This window comes from Scytonema sp. PCC 10023 (assembly GCF_963920835.1).
In the GTDB taxonomy this organism is placed as follows: domain Bacteria; phylum Cyanobacteriota; class Cyanobacteriia; order Cyanobacteriales; family Nostocaceae; genus Kalymmatonema.
Genome location: NZ_CAWUDP010000021.1, coordinates 22,338 through 44,992, shown reverse-complemented (window position 1 = coordinate 44,992; position 22,655 = coordinate 22,338). Strand labels below are relative to the sequence as shown.

At 42.3% G+C, this 22,655-nt stretch carries 22 protein-coding genes and 2 pseudogenes; 14 read left to right on the top strand and 10 right to left on the bottom strand.

What is annotated here, in order from left to right:
* From ACM0OZ_RS14875 to ACM0OZ_RS14860, 4 genes are read left to right on the top strand one after another with little or no spacing between them, the layout of a single operon-like run.
* Entirely contained in the window at positions 1-1,362 is a 1,362-nt protein-coding gene (locus ACM0OZ_RS14875; protein WP_414583587.1) for an O-antigen ligase family protein, read from the top strand.
* Positions 1,363-1,394: 32 nt separating this feature from the next.
* A complete protein-coding gene (locus ACM0OZ_RS14870; RefSeq protein WP_414583654.1) occupies positions 1,395-2,576 on the top strand; it encodes a glycosyltransferase in 1,182 nt (393 codons plus the stop codon).
* A 45-nt stretch (positions 2,577-2,621) separates the two neighbouring features.
* The gene (locus ACM0OZ_RS14865) at positions 2,622-3,398 is read left to right on the top strand and encodes a glycosyltransferase family 2 protein (RefSeq protein WP_414583586.1); all 777 of its coding nucleotides are present in this window, start codon (positions 2,622-2,624) and stop codon (positions 3,396-3,398) included.
* Between the two features lie 8 nt (positions 3,399-3,406).
* On the top strand, positions 3,407-3,616 hold the full coding sequence (locus ACM0OZ_RS14860) for a hypothetical protein (protein WP_414583585.1): 210 nt from the start codon (positions 3,407-3,409) through the stop codon (positions 3,614-3,616).
* A 129-nt stretch (positions 3,617-3,745) separates the two neighbouring features.
* On the opposite strand, the gene ACM0OZ_RS14855 is transcribed toward ACM0OZ_RS14860, so the two are convergent.
* Complete coding sequence (locus ACM0OZ_RS14855; RefSeq protein WP_414583653.1) at positions 3,746-3,874, bottom strand: DUF2281 domain-containing protein; 129 nt, start codon at positions 3,872-3,874, stop codon at positions 3,746-3,748.
* Positions 3,875-4,153: 279 nt separating this feature from the next.
* Here ACM0OZ_RS14855 and ACM0OZ_RS14850 point away from each other — a divergent pair, with 279 nt between their 5' ends.
* Positions 4,154-5,626 carry a TldD/PmbA family protein gene (locus ACM0OZ_RS14850; protein ID WP_414583584.1) on the top strand — a complete coding sequence of 491 codons (1,473 nt, stop codon included), beginning with the start codon at positions 4,154-4,156 and terminating at the stop codon, positions 5,624-5,626.
* 153 nt (positions 5,627-5,779) lie between these two features.
* Complete coding sequence (locus tag ACM0OZ_RS14845) at positions 5,780-7,120, top strand: TldD/PmbA family protein (protein WP_414583583.1); 1,341 nt, start codon at positions 5,780-5,782, stop codon at positions 7,118-7,120.
* A 12-nt stretch (positions 7,121-7,132) separates the two neighbouring features.
* Here the strand turns inward: ACM0OZ_RS14845 and ACM0OZ_RS14840 are convergent, their stop codons facing one another.
* From ACM0OZ_RS14840 to ACM0OZ_RS14820, 5 genes and pseudogenes are all read right to left on the bottom strand, one after another.
* A complete protein-coding gene (locus tag ACM0OZ_RS14840; RefSeq protein WP_414583582.1) occupies positions 7,133-8,503 on the bottom strand; it encodes an RNA-guided endonuclease InsQ/TnpB family protein in 1,371 nt (456 codons plus the stop codon).
* Positions 8,504-8,961: 458 nt separating this feature from the next.
* Positions 8,962-9,363 carry a pentapeptide repeat-containing protein gene (locus ACM0OZ_RS14835; RefSeq protein ID WP_414583581.1) on the bottom strand — a complete coding sequence of 134 codons (402 nt, stop codon included), beginning with the start codon at positions 9,361-9,363 and terminating at the stop codon, positions 8,962-8,964.
* Between the two features lie 440 nt (positions 9,364-9,803).
* Positions 9,804-10,292, bottom strand: a pseudogene (locus ACM0OZ_RS14830) (Clp protease N-terminal domain-containing protein); the annotation flags it as partial.
* Positions 10,293-10,406: 114 nt separating this feature from the next.
* Positions 10,407-10,622 (bottom strand): annotated as a pseudogene (locus ACM0OZ_RS14825) (ArsR/SmtB family transcription factor); the annotation flags it as partial.
* Positions 10,623-10,768: 146 nt separating this feature from the next.
* The gene (locus ACM0OZ_RS14820; protein ID WP_414583580.1) at positions 10,769-11,758 is read right to left on the bottom strand and encodes an aspartate carbamoyltransferase catalytic subunit; all 990 of its coding nucleotides are present in this window, start codon (positions 11,756-11,758) and stop codon (positions 10,769-10,771) included.
* A 346-nt stretch (positions 11,759-12,104) separates the two neighbouring features.
* On the opposite strand from ACM0OZ_RS14820, the gene ACM0OZ_RS14815 reads away from it, so the two are divergent.
* The 7 genes from ACM0OZ_RS14815 to ACM0OZ_RS14785 all read left to right on the top strand — a co-directional run bounded on the left by ACM0OZ_RS14815 (position 12,105) and on the right by ACM0OZ_RS14785 (position 19,486).
* Complete coding sequence (locus tag ACM0OZ_RS14815; RefSeq protein WP_414583579.1) at positions 12,105-13,034, top strand: CBS domain-containing protein; 930 nt, start codon at positions 12,105-12,107, stop codon at positions 13,032-13,034.
* A gap of 450 nt (positions 13,035-13,484) precedes the next feature.
* On the top strand, positions 13,485-13,682 hold the full coding sequence (locus ACM0OZ_RS14810; RefSeq protein ID WP_414583652.1) for a type I restriction enzyme endonuclease domain-containing protein: 198 nt from the start codon (positions 13,485-13,487) through the stop codon (positions 13,680-13,682).
* Positions 13,683-14,059: 377 nt separating this feature from the next.
* Positions 14,060-15,031, top strand: coding sequence for a sodium-dependent bicarbonate transport family permease (locus ACM0OZ_RS14805; protein WP_414583578.1), 972 nt, complete (start codon positions 14,060-14,062; stop codon positions 15,029-15,031).
* 432 nt (positions 15,032-15,463) lie between these two features.
* Positions 15,464-16,138: a carbonic anhydrase gene (locus ACM0OZ_RS14800; protein WP_414583577.1), complete on the top strand. Its 675-nt coding sequence runs from the start codon at positions 15,464-15,466 to the stop codon at positions 16,136-16,138.
* Positions 16,139-16,267: 129 nt separating this feature from the next.
* Positions 16,268-17,563, top strand: a complete 1,296-nt coding sequence (locus ACM0OZ_RS14795; RefSeq protein ID WP_414583576.1) for a proton extrusion protein PcxA — start codon at positions 16,268-16,270, stop codon at positions 17,561-17,563.
* A gap of 7 nt (positions 17,564-17,570) precedes the next feature.
* Positions 17,571-18,557: a zinc-dependent alcohol dehydrogenase family protein gene (locus tag ACM0OZ_RS14790; protein ID WP_414583651.1), complete on the top strand. Its 987-nt coding sequence runs from the start codon at positions 17,571-17,573 to the stop codon at positions 18,555-18,557.
* Between the two features lie 110 nt (positions 18,558-18,667).
* Positions 18,668-19,486: a GNAT family N-acetyltransferase gene (locus ACM0OZ_RS14785; protein ID WP_414583575.1), complete on the top strand. Its 819-nt coding sequence runs from the start codon at positions 18,668-18,670 to the stop codon at positions 19,484-19,486.
* A 13-nt stretch (positions 19,487-19,499) separates the two neighbouring features.
* Here the strand turns inward: ACM0OZ_RS14785 and ACM0OZ_RS14780 are convergent, their stop codons facing one another.
* On the bottom strand, positions 19,500-19,802 hold the full coding sequence (locus ACM0OZ_RS14780; protein WP_332991537.1) for an acylphosphatase: 303 nt from the start codon (positions 19,800-19,802) through the stop codon (positions 19,500-19,502).
* Positions 19,803-19,882: 80 nt separating this feature from the next.
* Between ACM0OZ_RS14780 and ACM0OZ_RS14775 the strand changes: the two genes are divergently transcribed.
* Positions 19,883-20,260 (top strand): DUF1823 family protein, encoded by a 378-nt coding sequence (locus ACM0OZ_RS14775; protein ID WP_096565100.1) that lies wholly within the window; start codon positions 19,883-19,885, stop codon positions 20,258-20,260.
* A 245-nt stretch (positions 20,261-20,505) separates the two neighbouring features.
* On the opposite strand, the gene ACM0OZ_RS14770 is transcribed toward ACM0OZ_RS14775, so the two are convergent.
* From ACM0OZ_RS14770 to ACM0OZ_RS14760, 3 genes are all read right to left on the bottom strand, one after another.
* A complete protein-coding gene (locus ACM0OZ_RS14770; RefSeq protein ID WP_414583573.1) occupies positions 20,506-20,877 on the bottom strand; it encodes a hypothetical protein in 372 nt (123 codons plus the stop codon).
* Positions 20,878-20,964: 87 nt separating this feature from the next.
* The gene (locus tag ACM0OZ_RS14765) at positions 20,965-22,149 is read right to left on the bottom strand and encodes a glycosyltransferase (protein WP_414583572.1); all 1,185 of its coding nucleotides are present in this window, start codon (positions 22,147-22,149) and stop codon (positions 20,965-20,967) included.
* A 63-nt stretch (positions 22,150-22,212) separates the two neighbouring features.
* The gene (locus ACM0OZ_RS14760; RefSeq protein WP_414583571.1) at positions 22,213-22,359 is read right to left on the bottom strand and encodes a hypothetical protein; all 147 of its coding nucleotides are present in this window, start codon (positions 22,357-22,359) and stop codon (positions 22,213-22,215) included.
* Between the last annotated feature and the right edge of the window lie 296 nt (positions 22,360-22,655).

Below are 22,655 nucleotides of genomic sequence, written 5' to 3'. Positions count from 1 at the left end.
ATGGGTTCAAGTTTTATTAGCCAACTTTTGGATCTCATCGCCAGCCCCTATGGCTGCGTGAGCATTACCATTGCTCTGCTAGTGGTGTATCAAGCTAAACGTTCACGTCGTTTAGCTTGGGTGTTATTTACACTGTGCTGTTTTGCAGCTTCTATTGCAAAGTACCAAAATAAGTGGATAAAACAGGCTCCTCCTTTGGTCTTTCCCTTGGAGCAACTACGCAATGTAGGGCGACCGTTGGCAATTATTCTGCTATGTTGCCTTCTCCTGCTAGGATTCCTAACACAGAATGGATGGCGTCGTCGGCTGACCCCACAGCCACTCAAATACCTGATTTTGGTTCAGATTGTGATTTTTTTCAAGACGCTAGTTTATGGCAATATTGGCTTTGCCTTCCTGGCTGTGTTGACTTTTGGAGCAGTTGTACTGATGGTCAGGCTAGGACCTTCTCGTTGGCTACAGGATGAACAAAATTTTTATCTAGGTGTATGGTCACTTGCTATGGTTGGCGTCATTTTTGTTATTGTCAATGCCTACCAAGCACTCTTCGATGTGTATGCAATTACATTTGTACATGGATGGCTTCTGGGAACGAGTGGTAACCCTATCCACGCTGCCGTTCTCTTAGCAGCTAATATTCCCTGCTTCATGTTCCTCATTGAAAGCCGCAAGCAAGGAGATTGGGTAAAAACCTGCTGGATGGTTGGTCTAATCCTCGTAATGATTGCTCTATTCCTAACCGCGTCTCGCACTGGCATAATAATGGGAATAGTGTCAATTTTGTTTTTCTACCGCCATAGAGCAGGTAGTCTGCTACGTTTAGGCATTTTCGTTGGTATTGTGTTGGCTGTTATTTTGCCGTTTTTTAGTCAAGACATGCCAGGTTGGGGGACTTCTTACACCGCAGCGACTGACAAATTCCTTTCAGGTACTAATACGCGTGAAGGTGTCTGGTTAGGTTTATGGAATCAGTTTATCAATTACCCACTTTTCGGTGTTCCCTTGTATGGGGAGCGTTTAGGTTATGGCGAAAGTTCTTGGTTAACGGCTGGAGCAAGTCTTGGATTGTTAGGATTTCTACCATTAGTCATGTTTGGATTAGAGTGTTTGAAGATGATGCTTCAGCTTAACAAGCTTACTCACAGAAAACCTATTTACTTTCTGCAGAGTAGCACAGTTATTGCTGGTCTGGCGTCCCTTCTTGTAGGAAGCCTTGCAGAAGCATTTTTGTTAGGAAATCTCACCTTTTCTCTGCTTGCCCTCCTCATGTACCTTGCACTAGGAAAGTATTTGATTGAAGTTGATAACACAGAGAACGCCTACTTATACTGGCAACAAACACTAGAAAATCAAGTTGTCTAAATAAACAGAAATAATTTATTTGGAGCTAAATGGTGAAAGTTCTTCATGTTATTGCCTCAATAGCCGAGGTGCGAGGCGGTCCAAGTCGCTCCACTCTAGAAATGGTCAAGGCTTTACGAGAATGTGGTGTAGATGCTGAAATCGCAACGACTAACGATAATGGTTCAAAAATACTGGATGTACCTCTAGATCAACGCACTCAATACCAACAAGTTCCAGTGTATTTTTTTCCTCGATTTTCGCCATCTGCTGTATCTATACGAGAATTTGCATTTTCTAGTCAACTCACAGCATGGCTATGGCAGCACATTTCTATGTATGACTTGTTGCATATTCGCGCCCTTTTTTCCTATCCATCTACCGTAGCGATGGCAATTGCGCGACTTAGAGGTGTACCTTACATAACAACACCAGATGGTCTGCTTTGTCAATGGTCTTTGCAACAAAGTACTCTTAAAAAAAATATTTATCTCAACTTGATAGAACGCGCTAACCTTAATTGCTCTAAAGCGCTCCACTGCACTTCTCAACAAGAACAGCAAGAAATTGCCTCCTTAGGTTTAAACACTCCTAGCTTTGTCCTACCTCATGGACTCTTCATTCCTCCATATATGCCTGACGCTCGCCATCGTCTCAGGCAACATCTTAACGTTCCTACAGATGAACTCGTCATTTTATTTTTGTCTCGTCTGCATACGAAAAAAGGACTGGATTATCTCATTCCAGCTTTAGGGAAACTCACTTATTACCGCTTCACCTTGGTTTTAGCAGGTAGCGGTTCTCTAGAATACGAACGAGAAATAGAATCTCTTCTCATCTCAAATGGCATTCGTGATCGCACTCATATTGCTGGATTTGTTACAGGAGAGACGAAAAACTTATTCATCCAAGGGTCAGATTTATTTGCGCTCACATCCCACTCCGAAAACTTTGGAGTCGCAGTCTTAGAGGCTTTAGCTGCTGGTCTCCCTGTCCTCGTTACGCCTGGTGTTGCTTTAGCTTCTGTTGTTCAACAAGATCAACTTGGTTATGTTACAGACGTTAATGTCCCTGCAATTGTATCTGCTCTTGATCGCTATTTGGGTCATCCTCAAGAGGGTAAGGATATGGGCGATCGCGCCCGCCAACTAGTTCAAAAAAAGTATACATGGAATTGCATTGCTCAAAATTTGATTGAGATATACATGAAAATTCTTAAGCAAGGTTTTCTTTAGAAATCTTTATTTATTGGCAACCAGTGCCATATCATTCCTATACCAATGATAGAAAAAATTACACCATTATTGCTCACATACAACGAAGCACCCAACATTCAACGCGCCCTCCAACGTCTCTCTTGGGCAAAGAAGATTGTTGTCATTGACAGCTTGAGTAATGATGAAACACTGGAGATTTTGCAGGCCTATCCTCAAGTAGAGGTCTTTCACAGAAAATTTGACTCATTTGCAAATCAATGTAATTACGGGTTATCGAAAATTGAATCTACATGGGTACTTTCGCTAGACGCAGACTATATTCTTTCTGAAGACTTCAATGTTGAAATCAAAGCCTTACCAAAAAACTCGGAAGTTGATAGCTATATCGTTAGATTTAAATACTGCGTCTTTGGCAAACCTCTACACGGTACCTTACTCCCACCACGTAAAGTTCTTTATAAACGAGAAAAAGCAGTCTACAAAGATGATGGTCACGCTCATCGAGTTACTGTGGAAGGAACTTCTAAGCAGCTTTCTTCCTACATCTACCATGATGACCGTAAACCTCTAAATCGCTGGCTTTGGGCGCAAGACCGCTACATGGTGATTGAAGTCAAGAAGCTTACACAGATTCCTGAGAGTGAACTGAGCTTGGGCGATCGCATTCGCAAGCAAAAAATATTAGCTCCCTTCATCATCCTGTTCTACTGCCTTATCCTCAAAGGTGGTATCTTCGATGGTTGGCATGGCTGGTACTATGCATTTGAGCGTGTCTTAGCAGAAATTCTTTTGTCTATTCGCTTAATTGAATATGAAAAACTACAGCAGCAAGATATCTAGAATTTAAGGTGAAACAGTTAGATCACCAACTCAAAAGATATTGGATTATTGCTCTAGCAGGTTTTCTCGTCATCCTGTTGGGTATGATTCCAGTTCGACTGGCGATCGCCCACTACCAAGCACCTCATCCCCAAGCAATACTAACTTTAGGCGGCGGTATAGACCGGGAACAGTTCACAGCTCAATTTGCCCGTTATGGCGGTTCTCAGTTGTATTGAATACAGTTTTTGTGGGGCGGGCAAAAGATGCCCGCCCTGAATTTAGGACGGGTGAGACGCCCGTTCCACAAGATATGTTTTGTTAGTCGCCAAATCTCCGGGACCTCCATCAACACAGCCGACAGACTCCTAAGCAGTGATCAGAAACGAAATAGGCTCTCTGTTTTCTTTGTTTGAATTTTGTAGCGGTATTTTACTTTGTAGAAACTCAATAAAATCTAGAACCTCTTGCCGTTTCTCTGGCGGAAGCGTCTGCATTTTTTCAGTAACGGTTTGTATAATGCTCACAACAACCTGCAATCTCTTTTGAATTCTTCTGAGCTTTGCCTCAAGCCGGATATCCCTACCTGCATGAAAAGCTGGATTACCGACTGTGGCTTACACGGATTTGTTAGACTGGTTTCAATCCCTCATAGGGCTTCATACAGAATCACTCACGCCCCTAATATGATGACTTTTATGGGTGTTAACTGATTATACTCAGTCAATTGAGAACCGCCATAACACTCCGATAATGCCAGCTTTCTGAGGCTACTGATGCTTACAAATACTCTACTGCTCTCCAAACAACTCCCCACTTTACAATACTCCTCCACACCAGAGCGATTCGATGAATCTTGGGAAGCTCCCTTGTCTACCCTCTTAGGACTGGGACGTGCTGCTGGTGCTGATTTTATTGAATTTTTCTTGGAGCGTGTCAACTATATTAGCTGCCTTGCAGAAGAAGACGCCATCACCAGCATTGCACCGCGTCTTTCCACAGGTGCAGGAGTCAGAGTATTTCGTGGCAAAGCAGATTGCTACGTTAGCACCAATGACCTTTCCTTTTCTGGTTTGAAAGCAGCTTTGGAAAAAGGTCTTTCTATCCTGGGATTACAACTTCCTGCTCCCAATGCCTTCATCCCAGAAATCAACCTGGAACTGCTGCGAGACTACGCTACCAAAAGAAGCAAAGATGGCTGGCTACCTCTGTGTACATCCATCCGGGAAATGGGAGAAGTTCTTCTTGATGGTACTGCCCAACTACAGCAAAAAGCAAGCCACGTACAATCACGCCGCGCCACCTATTTCCGTGATTGGCAAGAAGTCTTAGTTGCCGCCAGTGATGGCACTTTTGCTCGTGATATTCGCCTCACCCAGTCGGTAGGACTTATCCTCCTGTGCGCTGACGGTGCTCATCGCGCCTCCATGGCTGAACGTGCTGGCAATACCAGCGATCCCAATTTCCTGAAAGCTTGGGATTATAGAGAAGCAGCAGAGCACATTGCAGAATCAGCAGGAAAAATGCTTTATGCTGATTATGTAGAATCAGGGACTTACCCCATCATCATGGCGAATCACTTTGGTGGGGTTATCTTCCACGAAGCATGCGGACACCTGCTGGAAACCACTCAAATTGAACGCAACACCACTCCCTTCGCTGACAAAAAAGGTGAAAAAATTGCTCACGAAGCTTTAACAGCTTGGGATGAAGGGCGAACCGAAAACGCCTTCGGTTCAATTGATATGGATGACGAAGGTATGCCAGCTCAAAGAACGCTATTGATTGAAAAAGGCGTTTTAAAGAACTTCCTAGCAGATAGAACAGGTTCAGTGCGTACCGGACACCCCAGAACCGGCAGTGGACGCCGTCAGAATTTTACCTTTGCTGCTGCTAGCCGGATGCGTAATACCTACATTGCTACTGGTGAGTACACGACCGACGATTTATTTGCCTCTGTAGATAAAGGTATCTACTGCAAAAAGATGGGTGGCGGTAGCGTTGGTGCTACAGGTCAATTTAACTTTGGTGTAGATGAAGCTTATTTGATTGAAAATGGCAAAATCACCAAGCCACTGAAGGGAGCTATCCTCATTGGTGAAGCTAAGGAAATTATGAACAAAATTTCCATGTGTTCTCAAGATTTGTCCCTTGCAGCCGGCTTCTGTGGTTCTGTCAGTGGCAGTATCTACACAACTGTAGGACAGCCCCACATCAAAGTTGATTCGATTACCGTAGGCGGACGCTAACTCGTTCCCAGGTTTAGACTAACCCGTTCCCAGGTTCCACCTGGGGATGGCTTCCATGTGGCTCTGCCACACGATACCAGGAGGCTCTGCCTCCTGCAATACACTCCCAGGTTCTACCTGGGAGGGAGAAAATAGGTGAATTTTAAATTAACTATGGCGAACATCACTGAGATTGCAAATTACGCCAAGGAAAGTGCTGATAAACTTGGCATCAAGAAATTCGATATCTATGGCTCAACAGCAGATGCAACAAGTGTGCAAGTGGATCAAGGTGAGCCTAAGCAAGTGAAAGCTTCTAATCTTTCTGGTGTCACCGTTCGTGTTTGGAATGAAGACAATACAATGGGTGTTACCAGCACAACAGATGTAGATCCCAAAGGACTTGAATTAGCTTTAAAAACGGCTTACGAAGCTAGTTTTTTTGGGGTGAAAGAAAATGTCCCTGATTTTAGTCCAGAGTCTACTGTTCCCCTGAATAATTCATCACACGAAAAAGCACCTCAAGCACCTGTTTCTCAACTTATAGAAAGCCTGTTAGCTGCTGAAAAAGAAGTCCTCACAGCTCATCCGGCTATTAAAGGAGTGCCATATAACAGTTTGGCGCAAAGAGATATTGATAAATTTTATCTCAATAGCGATGGCGCGATGAGAACAGAATCCCACTCCATATCATCAATCTATCTTTACAGCAAAACTGAGGAAGACGGGAGAAAACCCCGCAGTGGTGGTGCTTTTAGAATCAACCGGAGTTTAGAGACTCTAGACATTAATGGTTGCATCAAAGAAACGGCAGAGAAAACTATCAGCCACTTGAATTATGAAAAAATCAAGTCTGGTAAATATCGAGTTGTTTTCTCACCAGATGCTTTCTTAAGTTTATTGGGTGCTTTTTCCAACTTGTTTAATGCTCAAAGTATTCTAGACAAGCAAAGCTTATCTACCCCTGATGACTTAGGCAAGCAAATTGCTTCTCCTTTGCTTTCAGTGTACGATGATGCACTGCATCCAGCAAACGTTGGTGCAGAAACTTTTGATGGTGAAGGAACTCCCACCCGCAAAGTTTCGTTAATTGAAAATGGGGTTTTAACAGGTTTTCTCCACAGTGCAGGAACTGCTAAAAGGATGAATGCCAAGCCGACAGGTAACGCCAATATTGGTGCAAAAGTCTCTGTCAGCCCTAATTTCTATCACGTTTTTGCCGCCGCACCTGGCGAACAGGAATTGAGCTTGGAAACGGCAGAAAGTGTCATTTTTATCGATGATTTACAAGCTCTGCATGCAGGCGTGAAAGCTTTACAAGGTTCTTTTTCTTTACCATTTGATGGTTGGCTTGTCAACAAAGGTGTGAAGACAAGCATTGAATCAGCCACTGTTGCAGGAGATTTTCTCGAACTGCTTAAGTCAATTATTTTTGTGGAAAAAGAACCAGAGTTGACACCGGGAGGCGTATGTCCCAAAATCTGGGTTGATGAATTATCGATTACTGGTGATTGACCTCTCCCCTGCCTAAAGGCGAGGGGATTCTAAACTGTTGCGGAACAGGACGGCTAAAGCCGTCCTGTTCCGCTTTTTAGTTTTGGTTTCCCAGAGTTTTATCCTGGTAGGCAGGGTCAGCACTGCCCTACAGACCTTAACCAAGCACAAGCTTAGCTGTGTCTCTACTTTGCGAAGAATATTCGCTGCACCGTTACAATCGGCATTAATGAAATCACCACACTTGGTTTTATATTGTCCACGCTTCGGTCTTGTTCCTGATGGCTTCCAGTTATCGGGTTTTTCACCTCTTCGAGGTTCGCCAGTCGCCTGCGGAGGGAAACCCTCCTGCAGCGCTGGCTCACCGTATTTTGGCAAACTATCTCCATCCAAAAAAGAAGCTTTGGAAGTATATGACTCTTCTGTCTCAACAAATTGAATTTTGTGCTGTTTGCACATTTCCTCGATTCGTTTTTTCAAACGTGCTGTCGGTGTTTGAACTATCTTTTGATTGTTGACTTTCCCTGTCTCAATACCATCTTTATTGCTTTGGTTCCAACCAAAAACAATAGTACCAACATTTTGAGTCAGACAATAGTTAACAATCAGCTTTGCAGCTTTGTTGAGCGCATCTTTAACTTGACGGTTACGTTTTTCTGTGATGTGGGAAAGCCTGTCGTTCCAAAAACCTTGTGGTTTTCCTTCTTTGATAGTTGCGACTTGTTTGTTGTACCACTGTGTCAAAGATTTTAGCTTGAACCCATCAATAATAAAGCTATTGTCGCCCGTATTTGGTACACAAGTGAGCCAATTATTTATTCCAGGATCGATTCCTAGTGCTCTAGACTTATCCAATTCAAGAGGTGTATTTTCTACTTGCCTGCAAACAAACTCAGCATAAAAGCAGTTGTTTAGTGGCAATATTCTTAGTTCTTTAACTGCCTCAAATTTAATATTATGAGGCATAGTTACAAATAAACTATCAAAGCCAAACAACGCTTTGAATGCATTGCTAAGCGGCAAACGGATTAAACCAGCTTCAATATCAAAACTAAGTGCTTGTTTCGGATAAGTCCAACCAGCCAAACCGTTTTTCTTGCGGTATTTGGGCAGGCTAGGTTTATCTTTTAATTGTCCTGAATACCACAATGGCAACAATTCTTTGTAGCTAGTGAATGATTCAGCAACTTCTGTGCAAACTTGCTGCGCCGCTTGTGAGTAGAAAATCTGATAATGTGGATTGCTTTTTAATTCTCCATGAAGCCCAAACGAGTCATCTAATACTTCTCCAAACGTGAAATATGCTTGTCTTAGCAGATAGGTTGCACAATTCCGAAGCTTGTTAGATTGTTCTGCTAGAAACTCCAACACATTCATGCTGTGTTGATCTAATTTGATAAGCATTTGTTGTGTTGCGTACAGTCGTATCACCTCCCCCCTGCTGTGTTATACATACAAGTATACATCTATATACATTGAGCGTCTATGCCATTCCGTAAAGGTCACAAAGATAGGTATACAACTAATAGAGACAAACCGTTAACCAGTAGCCCTGTGTGTTTTCGATTAGATAAAGAATTAGCGGTCAAATTGAAATCTATCCCAAATTGGCAAGAACGGTTAAGACAGACACTTCCCACGCTCATAGAGAAGTGGATGGCTGAATAAATGAGCGCCGAGCCGCGTTTCATCCCCTGGCGTCGATCACGAAGTACGGCACTACGTACCTGCTTTTCAGGGGCTTTCACGCTCCCGCCAAGGTTTTGGTAAATTCAGGCAATAGACTTCTTGTTTTTGTTCCCGGGCTACTGCTTGGGAACAAGAATTTTTGCTTATTTATGCCAGTATGAAGCCTTTTAGTATCATTTCAATAAATTAGTACCTACCAAAACACCATCTTCAATTTCAGCACTATATAAATTAGTATTATTCAAATTAGCATTGGTGAGGTTAGCTTTATTTAAGGTAGCACTATTGAGAAATGCTTCTGTTAAATTAGCAGATTGCAAATTGGCACCAGTTAAATCAGCACCTTCTAAATTGGCATTTTTCAGGTTAGCTCCTGTTAAATTCGCATTCCTCAAATCAGCACCAATGAGGTGAGCGCCTTTGAGGTTAGCTCCTCTTAAATCACACCCAAAACATTCTCCAGTTTCTAACAATTGCCGGACTTGAGCAGGGTTTTCTGCTTTAACAGGAACGGGAGTGGCTAGAGATATTGTGCTTAATAAAGTTACAGCAGTTAACAAAAATGTCAGTTTCATATTGATTTCTCTCCCACACTCTTAGAAGCTAGTTACTAAATAAGTCGGCAAAAATAAATGTATGCTATGTTTCTTTGGACTTAGTTACTTAACTTCTACAAAGCCTTTGTCTCAAATTCCAGAAAAGTCACCTCATTTTATTCAGATCTTGCACCCAACAAGAGCCAGAGGCTCTAATATCTCGTTACCAGGTTCAACCTGGTAACGAGGGTTTGGAGGTTTTGCCTCCTCACTGTTGCAACAGGTGCGAGATCTCAGTTTATTGAAGTCATAAAAAAACACTATAGCAACCCTAAATCGTTCATGAACACAAGATTCCCGACTTCTTTAAGAAGTCGGGAATCTGGCGCGATTTATGCGCTTTGCGCAGGCACTTTCACACAAATAAAATATTAGGTGCTTCTAGGCAACTACTCCAGAAACACCCCATCTGTCTAAGCCAAAGCTCTCCGCAGTCGTTGTTCAAAAGAAACCAAATCTACCCCTAAATTTTGCAGAACTCTAATTGCTACGCCCTCTCCTGCACCCCTTGCACCTTCCTTAAGAATACCTAACAGCAGATGCTCTGTGCCAACATAGTTGACACCAAGTTGTCGCGACTGTTCTACCGATAGTTCCAACACCTGTTTAGCTCTAGGCGTGAAGGGGAAAAAAATAGATGTATTACCCCTACCTCTGCCAATAATTTTTTCTACCTCAATCTGAGCATTTTCTAAGTTCACCCCCACATTAGTAAGCAACTGTGATGCAATACCACTGTCTTCACTAATGAGTCCTAGCAAAATTTGCTCGGTTCCCACAAACTTATGCCCCAAGCGGCGAGATTCTCGTTGAGCCAAAAGGATAGCTGTAATAGCTTTTTGGGTGAATTTTTCAAAACCCCTAAGTTGGAATTTTTCAGATGCAAACCCAAATAGCTTTTCAAGGATTGACGCAAAAAATTTTTCAAACATAAACTCTTCTTTTGGCGATGTATCGCCAATCGGTTCTGCGCTACTTTCGCCCCTGGTTCTCCCTGTCATTAAAAAAGCAAGCAAATCCTCCATCGTCTCAGCGTTCGCTGAGTACCACAGAAATTGCTTATCCTTACGGTTATTGACTAACCCCTCGTTCCGCAGCTTTTCCAAATGGTGAGATAGGGTTGAGTTCGGGATTTTAAGCTTTTCCTGAATCTCACCCACAGTCATCCCTTGTGGATACGCTGCAAACAGCAGCCGCATGATTTCAAGCCGTGGCTCCGCCCCGAGTGCAGCAAACATATCTGCATAGCGAGCCGTATCTTTCTTAACCATATTTCTAGAATAGTCGAAATATTTGAGATGTCAACACTAATATTTTGTATTTTGATTATTAAAATCTAGAGAGAATATAGAGACGTAGCATACTACGTCTCTATATTCTCCTACTAGGACTTACCACTTCCTATCAAATACAGCAGCGCCATACGAACAGCAACACCACTGGTCACTTGAGCTTGAATAAGGCTAAATTCTGGGTCATCCATCAATTCCGAGCTAATTTCGACACCACGGTTAACAGGACCAGGGTGCAAAACTTTGACGTTTGGCTTGCACAGTTGCAACTTTGAGCGTGTAATACCAAACATCTGATGGTATTCTCGCAAAGAAGGCAATAAATGAGCAGTCATTCGTTCCTTTTGCAAGCGCAAAGTCATGACAAAATCAGCTTCTTGCAAAGCTGGTTCTAACTCCCAATGGAGAAACACTTTGCCTGGTCTATCTTCGCCGTAATCTGCAAATAATTTAGGTAAGAGGGTGGGTGGTGCGGCTAAATGCACATCAGCCCCACAGGCTGTAAAACTCCAAATATTTGATCGCGCTACCCGCGAATGTAGAATATCCCCAACGATCGCAATCTTTTTGTCTTTTAAAAGTTCGACACGGGGATTGTCGGGATCAAGGAGAGTACAGATAGTAAATAAGTCTAGCAGGGCTTGGGAAGGATGCTCGTGTTGACCATCACCAGCATTGAGGACACTGACGTGTACACCAAGCCGATCCATTTCTTGGGCGATCGCATTTGGGACTCCAGCTTCTCGATGGCGGATTACCATGATATCAGTTCCCATTGCCAAGTAAGTCTTCGCCGTGTCGAGAATAGTCTCTCCTTTTGTCATCGAAGACGTTCCGGAAGCGAAGTTCAGCGTATCTGCCGAAAGCCGCTTAGCAGCGAGTTCAAAACTGCTACGAGTGCGGGTGGATGGTTCAAAAAATAAATTCGCCACTACCTGTCCCTGTAAGGTTGGTACTTTCTTCGTTCGCCGTGATAGGACTTCTTGAAAACTAGCAGCAGTTTGCAAAACAGTATCGTACTCAACTGTGGTGAAGTCAGCGAGGGAAAGAATATGGTGACGAGTCCAGGTGGTATTAGGCATAAAAGAACAATGATTTTCGGCTTAGAGACACGCAGCGTACTGTAACAGGAGCTTCGATGCACACTTGTAGCATATATTGGAGATTGCTTGCGAGTTTAGTTTTTATCACTCTTATTGTTTCAGTGACGCTGATTGAAACGCATCTCTACACTTTTTTATTTACATATGCAACAGGAATCATACCACCTGTGATCTATCAAAATAGATACCTGCCTCAATTGCTCCTAAATTTTAAATCACAACCAAATGTAACGAAAAGTAACAAAGTTGACAAGAGATTGGAACAGGTAAGGGATTGTATCAGTCTTGGTACATTATAAAACAGTGTTCCCTAGACAAATCAGCCATGCAACTTGATGACCTGCTGGGTGAACCAGCAATAGAGGCGGCAATAGACTATAATCCACTGACTGTTGCACCAAAGACATTGCTGGTAGATGTCATTGCTGTAATGAATCAAAAGCGAATTCAAAGTTGCTCATTATCAAGTGTTGCACCATTAGATGCAATGACCGTACAACAGACAGACTCTAGCTGTGTCTTAGTAATGGACAAAACAGAGTTACTGGGAATTTTTACAGAACGGGATATTGTACGGCTAACGGCAGATGGCATCGACTTTGGAAAGGTGACAATAGCTGAAGTCATGACGCAACCAGTGATTACCCTACAGCAAGCTGCTTTTAAAGATGTTTTTGCTGCTTTGTTCTTATTCCGGCGGTATCGCATTCGTCATCTACCTATAGTAGGAGAAAAAAACGAAGTTATTGGTGTCGTTTCTCACGAGAGTATTCGTAGCATTTTACGCCCGATTCATCTCCTGAAATTCATGCGTGTGGCAGATGTCATGACAACCCAAGTGATTCGTGCCCCAATGACTGCTTCGGTATTGAGTTTAGCTCAAGTAATGGCAGAGTTTCGGATTAGCTGCGTCGTGATTACTGAGGAACAACTACAGTCAGATTTGAGACAATTTGTTCATATTCCTGTGGGAATTGTCACTGAACAAGACATTGTGCAATTTCAGGCAATGCAAGTAAATTTATCTGAAGTTCTAGCGCAGACAATAATGAGTCAATCACTATTTGTGCTAAGTCCTGAGGATTCTCTATGGACTGCTCTTGCCCAGATGCAACAGCAACATCCGCGAAGATTAGTGGTGTCTTGGGATGGAGGAACAGGATTAGGCATTGTGACTCAAAGCAGCTTGCTGCGAGTCCTCGATCCAGTTCAAATGTACAGTGTTATCCAAACTTTGCAGAACACACTTAGGTAGCCACAAGATGAGTCATTGTGTTTGTAGTTGGATGGCGATCGCAACTGCAAACCTGTCATAACAATTCATAAGGGTATTCCAACAAATAAATTATCCAATGAGAGTGAGGTGGGCATCTGATCCCCCCAGTTTATACGACGGGCTAGAAGCCATTAAAAGCTCGTTTCCAGGTTCTCCTTGGAAATGCGATATAAGCGACTCTGCCACAAGTAAGGGAAAAAGAGCTTCCCAATGGTATTGCTAGCCTCTGACTGGGAACAAGGCAATCTCTCAAAGCATTGCAAACTACCGCTTTCACCTTAAGTTTTTAGTATTTATTCTTACATGATTTTTTAAGAGCAAGTGAGAATAAGCTAGTGTTTGACTATACTCTTAATGTAAGTGATACTTCGGTTATGGTTTAAGATAACGAAATACTAAGGGCGATAACGCAGCTATTAGCCAGAGGCGATCGCCTGTGAACTCGTGGAAACAGTCCGCCGCAACCTTACCATAGACTGGACGCAAAAAGAAAGTGTGAAAGCGAACCTGCGACGCTTAGTCAAGCGCTTATTGCGGAAATACGGTTATTCGCCAGAAAAGCAGGAAAAGGCGACAGTGACAGTGCTGGAACAAGCAGAGTCACTGTGTAAAAATTGGGCTACCTGAGGGGGAGAGAGGGCTTTTACAGGCTAAAATTGTTCAACCGTTTTATTTATTTACAGATTGCGGTTTTAGCTTCCCAGGGTCACCAAGTTTGCCTATAAGCGATAATTCATACGTATGGACTCAAAATTGTCAAAATCTTATGACAATTTTTAACAATTTATAAAATTGATTTGAGCTTGCTCCATAACGGATCGTAGATTAGTACGTTGCCTTGATCAAAGTCATGTCACAACATCGACACACAATTTTCATACTATCTCCACAACCTTCAAATATATTTACTGAGAGAGTTCACAATTAGTAACAATTACTTCAGTAAATTTTCTGATATCGATTATCATTGCCGATTTTCTTGGCAAATATCAGGGTTAGTAGACATGAATTCAAGCCTTATCTTATCGAACATATTGAATCCGCCAGTGTTGTTTTTCTTTTTGGGAATGCTGGCAATTTTTCTCAAATCGGATTTGGAAATTCCCCAGCCTTTGCCAAAACTGTTTTCTCTTTACTTGCTGCTTGCTATCGGGTTTAAGGGAGGATATGAACTTGAGGAGAGCGGAATTAATCCACAAGTAGCACTAACACTGATAGCAGCTATATTCATGGCTTGTGTCGTCCCTGTGTACTCATTTTTTGTTCTAAAAATAAAACTTGATGCATATAATGCTGCGGCTATTGCTGCAACTTACGGATCTATCAGCGCTGTCACTTTTATTACTGCTCAGTCTTTTCTCAAAATACTTAACGTTAGCTCTGATGGATACATGGTAGCGGCTTTGGCGTTGATGGAATCTCCAGCAATTATTGTGGGGATTGTTTTAGTAAGAGTATTCGGTCATAAGAAAGAGAATGGTGAATTTTCTTGGAATGAAGTTTTGCGAGAAGCTTTTCTCAATGGTTCTGTGTTTCTCTTAGTTGGTAGTGTGATGATCGGCCTACTGACAGGGCATAAAGGATGGGAAAAGCTACAACCATTCACTCAAGAGATATTCTACGGAGTTCTAGCATTCTTTCTACTAGATATGGGAATGGTAGCCGCTAGAAAAATCAAAGATTTAAGGAAAGCTGGTTCTTTTTTAATTGCTTTCTCTGTATTTATGCCTGTTGCCAATGCAATTTTGGGAATAATTATTGCCAAACTCATCGGTATACCACAAGGTAATGCCCTTTTGTTTGCCGTTCTTTGTGCGAGTGCTTCTTACATCGCAGTTCCTGCAGCTATGAGGATGACAGTTCCGGAAGCAAATCCCAGTTTGTATGTTTCTATGGCTCTGGCACTCACATTCCCCTTCAATATTATTATAGGAATTCCATTGTATATGAACATTATTAAAATTATGGGAGTGTAGCAGAGTGGAAGCAGTCAAGAAGTTAGAAATCATTACCAATTCTCTAGAACTACAGCTAGTTTGAGACATTTTAAAAAAGTAGGTGTGTCTGGCTATACCATCATCAAAGATGTTACAGGCAAAGGTGATAGAGGCAAAGTCATTGATGATTTAGAAACACCTACACATACAAATGGTTATGCGATGAGTGTTTCTACGTAACAACAAGAACATCAATTAGTGGAAGCAATTAGACCTATCCTCAAAAAAATTGGAGGCATATGTATTATTTCTGATACTAAGTGGATTGCTCATTAAATCAGCTGATAAGAGACTATCTTTTTCAAGAGAGTCTCTACTATTTACAAAAAAAAAGAGATTTTTTTTCGGAAAATTCGCTAAACAATATGAAGTTTAAAAAGAAAGATTTAGTTTTAAGAGAGGAATCGAATTGTGCCAATAAAACGCCTAATTGCAGGTTTTCATGAGTTTCATGACAACTATTTCATTACACATCGAGAGTTCTTCGAGCATTTATCTCACGGTCAAACTCCTGATGTTTTACTTATCACTTGCTCTGACTCTCGCATTGACCCTAATTTAATAACCCAAACCCAGCCAGGAGAGTTATTTGTTATTCGTAACATTGGTAATATTATCCCACCCTATGGAACGCCCAATGGTGGTGAAGGTGCTGGTATAGAATATGCTGTTCAAGCTTTGGATATTAAGGATGTTGTTGTCTGCGGTCATTCCCACTGCGGAGCTATGAAAGGACTCTTGCAAATAGGTAATCTTGCTCACCAGATGCCCTTGGTATACGATTGGTTAAGGCACTATGGCGAACCTACCCGTCGTCTTGTCCTAGACAACTACAAGGATTATCCTAGTGATAAACTATTAAAGATTGCAATTGAACAGAACGTCCTGACACAGATAGAAAACCTGGAAACTTACCCAGTGATTCGCTCTAGACTTCACAGCGGTCAACTCACTCTTCATGCCTGGATTTACGAAATTGAGAGTGGAGAAGTCTTTACATATGATGCTAGCACCAGACAATTTAAACTTTTACAAAATCGTCCATTGCCTGTACCAAATTCTCTTATAGGTGTACACTCAGAATAAGCTATCTATTTAATAAGTTATGAATTAACAATGGCTAATGAGTAATAAAGAAAGATTATTACTTATTAGCCATTATCAATTTTTCAATACCAAAACAACAGCAAAATACATAGTTGAGCAATATTTACCATGAAAGCTTCATTCTTCAATAAAAATACAGGGTTTCTCCGCCAAAAAATTAAAGAATACTTACAACGTACTCAGCAATGGTTATTCAAGACGCCAGAAAGAGCGCTCTCAAAAGCTTACCAGGCGGCTCAGATAATTAAAAATATTGAAATAGAACAGTTTAGTGGTAAAATAATATCTCCTGAGTCAGCCAATTATAGTGAAAGTGTAATGGCTTATTGGCAGGTATCCCTTCAAAAAAATTTAACTATTATCAAAGTAAACTTGGCAGAATTTAGATTCAGCTATTCTCTTCTAAATATATCAAATCCCGTTTTTTTGGAAAAATTAAAGTTTATCGATGAGGTAAGCTCTAAGTATATTACACAATATATTCCACAAGAAAAAAATAGTGACGTCGAGATAATACCAGTTTCTCAACCATTACAAATAAATGATAATGCAGTTAATAACCACTCAGATTCTTCTCGTATCAACAATATGAAAGTTGACCCTGTTTTTCAAAAAACAGGTGCATTTCCGAGATCCATTGGCAGAACACTTAATAAAATTAAGGGGGATTTTTCTCCACAAGCAGAAGAAAATTTTGTAAGAAATTTTCAAATTTCTAGAAAGAGAACAAGAACTGCTATAAGATTTTTGGCAATGCTAGTTATTGTACCTCTTTTAACTCAGCATTTATCTAAGGATTTTTTAATTAATCCAATAGTAGAGCGGATTAGAGGTGAAAATTTAACTCAACTTTTCCTTAATAATGAAATGGAGGAAGAAGCTCTTAGCGAATTAAAAACTTTTGAAAAAAAACTAAAATTTGAGAGCTTAATTCGCCAAGCCCCGCCAATTTCTGCTGAAGTAATAGAAGAAAAAGTGAAAAATAAAGTTCGTCAAATCGCTGAGGAATTTCAAGAGAAAAGTAATGAAGCTATTAGCAATGTTTTTGCTGATGTGATGTCACTTATAGCTTTTGCATTAGTCATTGTTACAAGCAAAAGAGAAATTGCGATTGTAAAATCTTTTATAGATGATGTTATCTATGGTCTCAGCGACAGTGCCAAGGCTTTCATAATTATTCTCTTCACAGATATATTTGTCGGATTCCACTCACCACATGGTTGGGAGGTGATTCTTGAAGGATTCGCAGAACATTTGGGGCTTGCAGCAAATCAAAGTGTGATATCTCTTTTTATTGCCACTTTCCCTGTGATTTTAGATACGATTTCTAAATACTGGATATTCCGCTATCTCAGTCGGTTGTCTCCTTCAGCTTTGGCTACATTGAAAGAAATGAATGATTAGATGGCTTATGCGTGCGATGATTTTGGAGACACCGCGTCAACCCCTGCGGTTAGCTGACTTGCCAGTGCCAAAACCTAATCCACAACAAGTATTAATTCACATTCATGCTTGTGCTGTTTGTCGTACAGATTTGCACATTGTGGATGGGGAATTGACGCAGCCAAAACTCCCTCTGATACCTGGGCATCAAATTGTGGGTACGGTGGAGGCGATTGGGGAACGTGTGGAAAAATTTCAGGTAGGCGATCGCGTCGGTGTTCCTTGGCTAGGTCATAGTTGCGCTCACTGTCGCTACTGTCTTTCTGGGCGTGAAAACCTTTGTGACTATGCCCAGTTCACAGGCTACAACCTTGATGGCGGCTATGCAGAGTACACTGTTGCTGACGAAAGTTTTTGCTTTTCCATTTCTAGCGACTATCCTGACTTACAAGCAGCACCACTGTTATGTGGGGGATTAATTGGCTATCGTGCTTACAGAATGACTGGCGATGCTGAAAAAATAGGTTTTTATGGTTTTGGTTCAGCGGCACATATTTTAATTCAACTCGCTCGTTATCAAGAGCGTCAAATTTTTGCTTTTACCCGTTCTGGTGATACTCAAGGACAAGAGTTTGCCCGTCAATTGGGGGCAACTTGGGCTGGTGACTCAGATGCATTACCCCCAGAACCCTTGGATGCAGCAATTATTTTTGCTCCCATAGGGAAACTCGTGCCAGCTGCTTTGCGTGCGGTTGCTAAAGGCGGTATTGTAGTTTGTGCTGGTATCCACATGAGCGATATTCCATCTTTTCCCTATGAAATTCTTTGGGAAGAAAGGGTGTTGCGGTCTGTTGCAAATCTCACGCGTCAAGATGGAGAAGAGTTTCTCGCATTAGCACCGAAAGTTCCTATTCGTACAGAGGTAAATCTCTTTCCACTAAGTCAAGCAAATGAGGCTTTGGAGGCAATTCGTTGTGGCAAAATTGAAGGGTCAGCCGTGTTGGTAATTGAGTAAATATAGCGGTAAGAACCCGGAGTAAGGTACACCAAAGAAATAATGAACCACAGATGGACACAGATGGACACAGATAAATAATTACTTCATTCAATTGAGTTGCGCTAGAGATGAATCAGGTTTTGCACGTATCGACACCCAACTTAGTGACAGCACTCGAAACCAATATGTTCGCATTCTGGATGAACTTTGGTCGTGCGCCACATCGAGAACTCTATGAAGGACCTGACCTGATCCGGTTTACCACTGGCATTTCCTTTCCGTTTTTCAACGGAGTTTTCCGTGCTCAACTCAACTCTGAGTCAATGGATACAATCATTACGGAAACTGTCAATTACTACACCGCACGGCAGATACCGATGTTTTGGTGGACTGGACCTGGTACCCAACCGCCCGACCTGGGAACTCACTTGGAAGCCCATGGATTGATTTCTAAGGGTGAATTGCCTGTTATGGCAATTGATTTATCGGCTTTACCACAAGAGGAGTCTTTGCCAGCAAATCTGGAGATCACCTTGGTTAACGATATCGAAAGCCTCAAGCATTGGGTGCGGATAGCAATGGTCGGTTTTGAGATTCCCGATGAAATATTTGACGATCTATTTGAGTTAGAACTCAGCCTGGGAATTGATACCAAGCAGCAGTATATACGTTTTCTTGGCTGGTGGAAAGGTTTGCCAGTGGCAACGTCAGCTTTATATTTTGATGCAGGGGTGGCTGGTATCTACTATGTCGCCACACTCCCGGAAGCACGACGACAGGGGTTTGCAACAGCACTGGTGCTGGCTGCCCTACGGAAAGCCCGTACCCTAAAATACTGTGTGGGAACACTGCAAGCTTCACAAATGGGAGTGAACGTGTACACCCAGATCGGATTTCAGGAGTACTGCAAGATGGGTCTTTACCTTTGGACGGGTAAACCAAGTTAGCATAAATCCTTACCTACTCAAAACGCCTGACTTGAAATCCCTGTAATCCTTCCGGTTCCTCGTATTCTACGAATACATCTTTAACCATTGCGGCGGGAGGTCCTTGGTAACACCAGCGAATCATCTGTTCTACAACCCCTTGCTTACCTTCAAATACTGCTTCCACTCGATCATCAGGGAGGTTGCGCACCCAACCTGTTAATCCCAGTTGGGTCGCTGTATCCACAGTGGCGTAGCGATAGCCTACCCCTTGAACTCTCCCAGAAATGATGACATGAGCGCGGACTTGCTTGGAGTGCGGTGTGGTATTCTGCATTAACTGGTCAAGTCTTTACTATTTCCAGCCTACCCTGTTTATTATGCACCAGAGAATTCTTAATTCCAACTAATTTGTTTATGTCAAACTTGCCACCACTCAAGACAGAAACTATTTGGGCAATTCTCAATGAGGAAATTGATGATGCTACAGTCAACCAATTGGTATGGCACTGCTTGGGGTATCGCTACAACTCCTCAACCGAACAGTGGGATACTCAGGAAGTCGCACCAGAATGGCGGGATGAGTACTCAGAACCACCGGATTTTATCGACTCTCGCCCTGCAACAGTTAAGTTGACTCGTTCGATTCCTCCAGAGAACAAACAACTCTTGAAAGAAAAACTGGGTTTCAAAGGTTACAAAATTGGTGAGTTTGGACCTCGGCAAACGCGGAGGGCAACAGCTGCAAACTGGTTGTTAAGTTATATGCAACTCAATAGCAGTAAATTTGAGTAAGAGAATTAGAACCACAGATGCACACAGATTAACCTTGCCCTCGAGCGAAGCGTAGACGCCCGCAGGGCGGCTTCCCGGAGGGTAGGGACAGATAATTTATTTGTATGTATCTATGGTTTCATTTTCATAACTCTTGACTTTTGCAAGAAGCTTAATGACTGATAAAAATGATAAGGGAGCGTTAACGCACCCTAAAGCTTGAGAATTCAGTTTACAAAGTCAAGTTTTTGACTCATGAGTGATGACTAATCATCAAGTACTTTGCTAGACACTTCGACTGCTGTCACATCTATTGTCCCTTCTGGTGTAAAGCGCTGAAAATGTCCCTGTTGTACCAATAACTGCTCGCCACAGTTAGGACATTGCAATTGAGTGTTATTTAAACCTGTAAATTCATATCGACAAACGGGACACTGGTCACTCGCCAAGTTGTATTGCAGCCACCAGCGAAACCCAAAATACACGAGAATAGGTGTCAACAACAATAGCCCAACAATAATCACCAAGGAGTTAACCAACCAACCCAAGCCTAATGACCCAAGCAACCATATAATTGCTAGCAAGGTGAGCCAAGGGCGTAAATTAGACAAATTAAACTGAAACGTTTTAAGGCTCATTTTTTAAATGTCGTCCTGCTCTCCCTCTAGGATAGCGATTTTACCAACAAGTCAATAATCAATTGTTAATACTCAATCGAATTTTGACTATGGATTGTTGACTAAGGACAAAAGCTGTTCTTTCAACCGCTTCTGGAAAGCATCGATACCAAATAGGGCGATCGCCTGTTCTCGCAGCCATTGTCCATCACAACGTCGGTCATCTCCTTTGAGTATTTCTACACAAGCAGCCGCCACAGCATTTGAATCACGGTGTGGGACTCGCCATCCCAGTTTACCATCCTGCAACGGATCGGCTGATCCATCTGCATCACCAGACAGCACAGGCACACCACAAGCCATTGCCTCTAGGTACACAATACCAAAACCTTCTTGGGAAGGCATGACGTAGGCATCAGCAAGACGGTAATGTTCTACCAATTGTTCTGTAGGAACAAAGCCAGCAAATATAACGCGATCGCCTACGCCCAAATCTTCAGCCAGCTTGGCTAATCGAGGTTGGTCATCCCCACGACCAATGACCAAGTATTTTACCTCAGGGAAAACATCAGCTATTTGTGGTAATGCCCGAATTGTAACATCGACACCTTTATAAATATCACCTGACCACAGTCGCGCTACGGTCATCAGTACCTTTGCCCCTGTCAAACCATACCGCTCTAACAACGCAGTCGATTTTGTTCCTGGAGTAAAGTCATTACCATTCACAGCACAAGGTAATAGTTTTATTTTGTTCGGGTCAAGTTCATTAGCAGCACAGGCGACTTGACGAGTGTAACGGCTGACTGTCCAAATTTGGGCGGCTTTTTGCAGGCTGGATTTTATGGAAGTTGGTAACGGTTGCCAAACCTCTTTCCCATGAGTCATGACTGTGTAAGGAATTCCCAAAGGTTGACACAACAGACCAACCAATGGCGCAAGGTTCACATGACCGCAAAAGACGTGCTGTGGTCGCTGGCGCAACAGATGGAAGAGTAACGCCATACCCATTCTGACTCGTTCCACTTGGGGAGACTGGGATTTGAAGTAATGAAATTTTAAACTTTCTGACTCAAAAGGATTAAAGCAGCTAGGACTATCCCTGAGTAAAAATACTTCTGCATAGAAAAGTTCGTTAGATGCTAAATAGGCTCGAAAAATATCCTTTACATATGATTGAATTCCGCCTTCTCGTTCAAAAACTTGTATAAACACGAAAACATGATGAACTTTTGTTTTTAAAACTTGACTAAAATCTATGTTTTTTCCCACTTGAATGATTGGTATTTTCATCAAAAACTCCTGGGTCTGAAACCTCGTCCTTCTAGGACGGCAATACACATTCTTTGTGAACCATTACCGCCTTGGGGTTACTTGAATCGGTGTACTTTTGTGTTGTACTTTCAATGGGACAATTACCATTTCAACTCGTTCACCCCAACGGGAGAGCCAGTTCCCTACGGCGGGAAACCCGCCTTCAGGACTGGACTCACCTGTACGCATAACGGTTTTGCTCCCAAGAGCCTCGCTTTCGCGGTTAAGTTAGCCTGGACAAAGTTATTGGTCGGTACTATATCAAAGACACTGGCTTAACCCTCTAAACCTGTTTAATCCTTGATTTCTAGAGCTACAGACTGGCTGCGCATCCGTAGGTAGGAACTTAAACACTTGCCAATAACGTAGTACACGGCGGTACTGAGTCGGGTCAACTAATCCGTTTGACTTGAGGCGATGATCGCCCCTAGCATGGACGGCAGGGGTGTTGACTGTTATATAGCAATCCTAAATCATATGCCCTA

What these genes read in the sequence shown, in the direction of transcription:
- ACM0OZ_RS14865 (WP_414583586.1), top strand. Translation starts at nt 2,622, where the DNA reads ATGATAGAAAAAATTACACCATTATTGCTCACATACAACGAAGCACCC.
- ACM0OZ_RS14805 (WP_414583578.1), top strand. Translation starts at nt 14,060, where the DNA reads ATGAATTCAAGCCTTATCTTATCGAACATATTGAATCCGCCAGTGTTG.
- ACM0OZ_RS14775 (WP_096565100.1), top strand. Translation starts at nt 19,883, where the DNA reads ATGTCAAACTTGCCACCACTCAAGACAGAAACTATTTGGGCAATTCTC.
- ACM0OZ_RS14765 (WP_414583572.1), bottom strand. Translation starts at nt 22,149, where the DNA reads ATGAAAATACCAATCATTCAAGTGGGAAAAAACATAGATTTTAGTCAA.
- ACM0OZ_RS14770 (WP_414583573.1), bottom strand. Translation starts at nt 20,877, where the DNA reads ATGAGCCTTAAAACGTTTCAGTTTAATTTGTCTAATTTACGCCCTTGG.
- ACM0OZ_RS14840 (WP_414583582.1), bottom strand. Translation starts at nt 8,503, where the DNA reads ATGCTTATCAAATTAGATCAACACAGCATGAATGTGTTGGAGTTTCTA.
- ACM0OZ_RS14795 (WP_414583576.1), top strand. Translation starts at nt 16,268, where the DNA reads ATGAAAGCTTCATTCTTCAATAAAAATACAGGGTTTCTCCGCCAAAAA.
- ACM0OZ_RS14850 (WP_414583584.1), top strand. Translation starts at nt 4,154, where the DNA reads ATGCTTACAAATACTCTACTGCTCTCCAAACAACTCCCCACTTTACAA.
- ACM0OZ_RS14835 (WP_414583581.1), bottom strand. Translation starts at nt 9,363, where the DNA reads ATGAAACTGACATTTTTGTTAACTGCTGTAACTTTATTAAGCACAATA.
- ACM0OZ_RS14820 (WP_414583580.1), bottom strand. Translation starts at nt 11,758, where the DNA reads ATGCCTAATACCACCTGGACTCGTCACCATATTCTTTCCCTCGCTGAC.
- ACM0OZ_RS14785 (WP_414583575.1), top strand. Translation starts at nt 18,668, where the DNA reads ATGAATCAGGTTTTGCACGTATCGACACCCAACTTAGTGACAGCACTC.
- ACM0OZ_RS14815 (WP_414583579.1), top strand. Translation starts at nt 12,105, where the DNA reads ATGCAACTTGATGACCTGCTGGGTGAACCAGCAATAGAGGCGGCAATA.
- ACM0OZ_RS14790 (WP_414583651.1), top strand. Translation starts at nt 17,571, where the DNA reads ATGCGTGCGATGATTTTGGAGACACCGCGTCAACCCCTGCGGTTAGCT.
- ACM0OZ_RS14780 (WP_332991537.1), bottom strand. Translation starts at nt 19,802, where the DNA reads ATGCAGAATACCACACCGCACTCCAAGCAAGTCCGCGCTCATGTCATC.
- ACM0OZ_RS14760 (WP_414583571.1), bottom strand. Translation starts at nt 22,359, where the DNA reads ATGCGTACAGGTGAGTCCAGTCCTGAAGGCGGGTTTCCCGCCGTAGGG.
- ACM0OZ_RS14855 (WP_414583653.1), bottom strand. Translation starts at nt 3,874, where the DNA reads ATGCAGACGCTTCCGCCAGAGAAACGGCAAGAGGTTCTAGATTTTATT.
- ACM0OZ_RS14875 (WP_414583587.1), top strand. Translation starts at nt 1, where the DNA reads ATGGGTTCAAGTTTTATTAGCCAACTTTTGGATCTCATCGCCAGCCCC.
- ACM0OZ_RS14845 (WP_414583583.1), top strand. Translation starts at nt 5,780, where the DNA reads ATGGCGAACATCACTGAGATTGCAAATTACGCCAAGGAAAGTGCTGAT.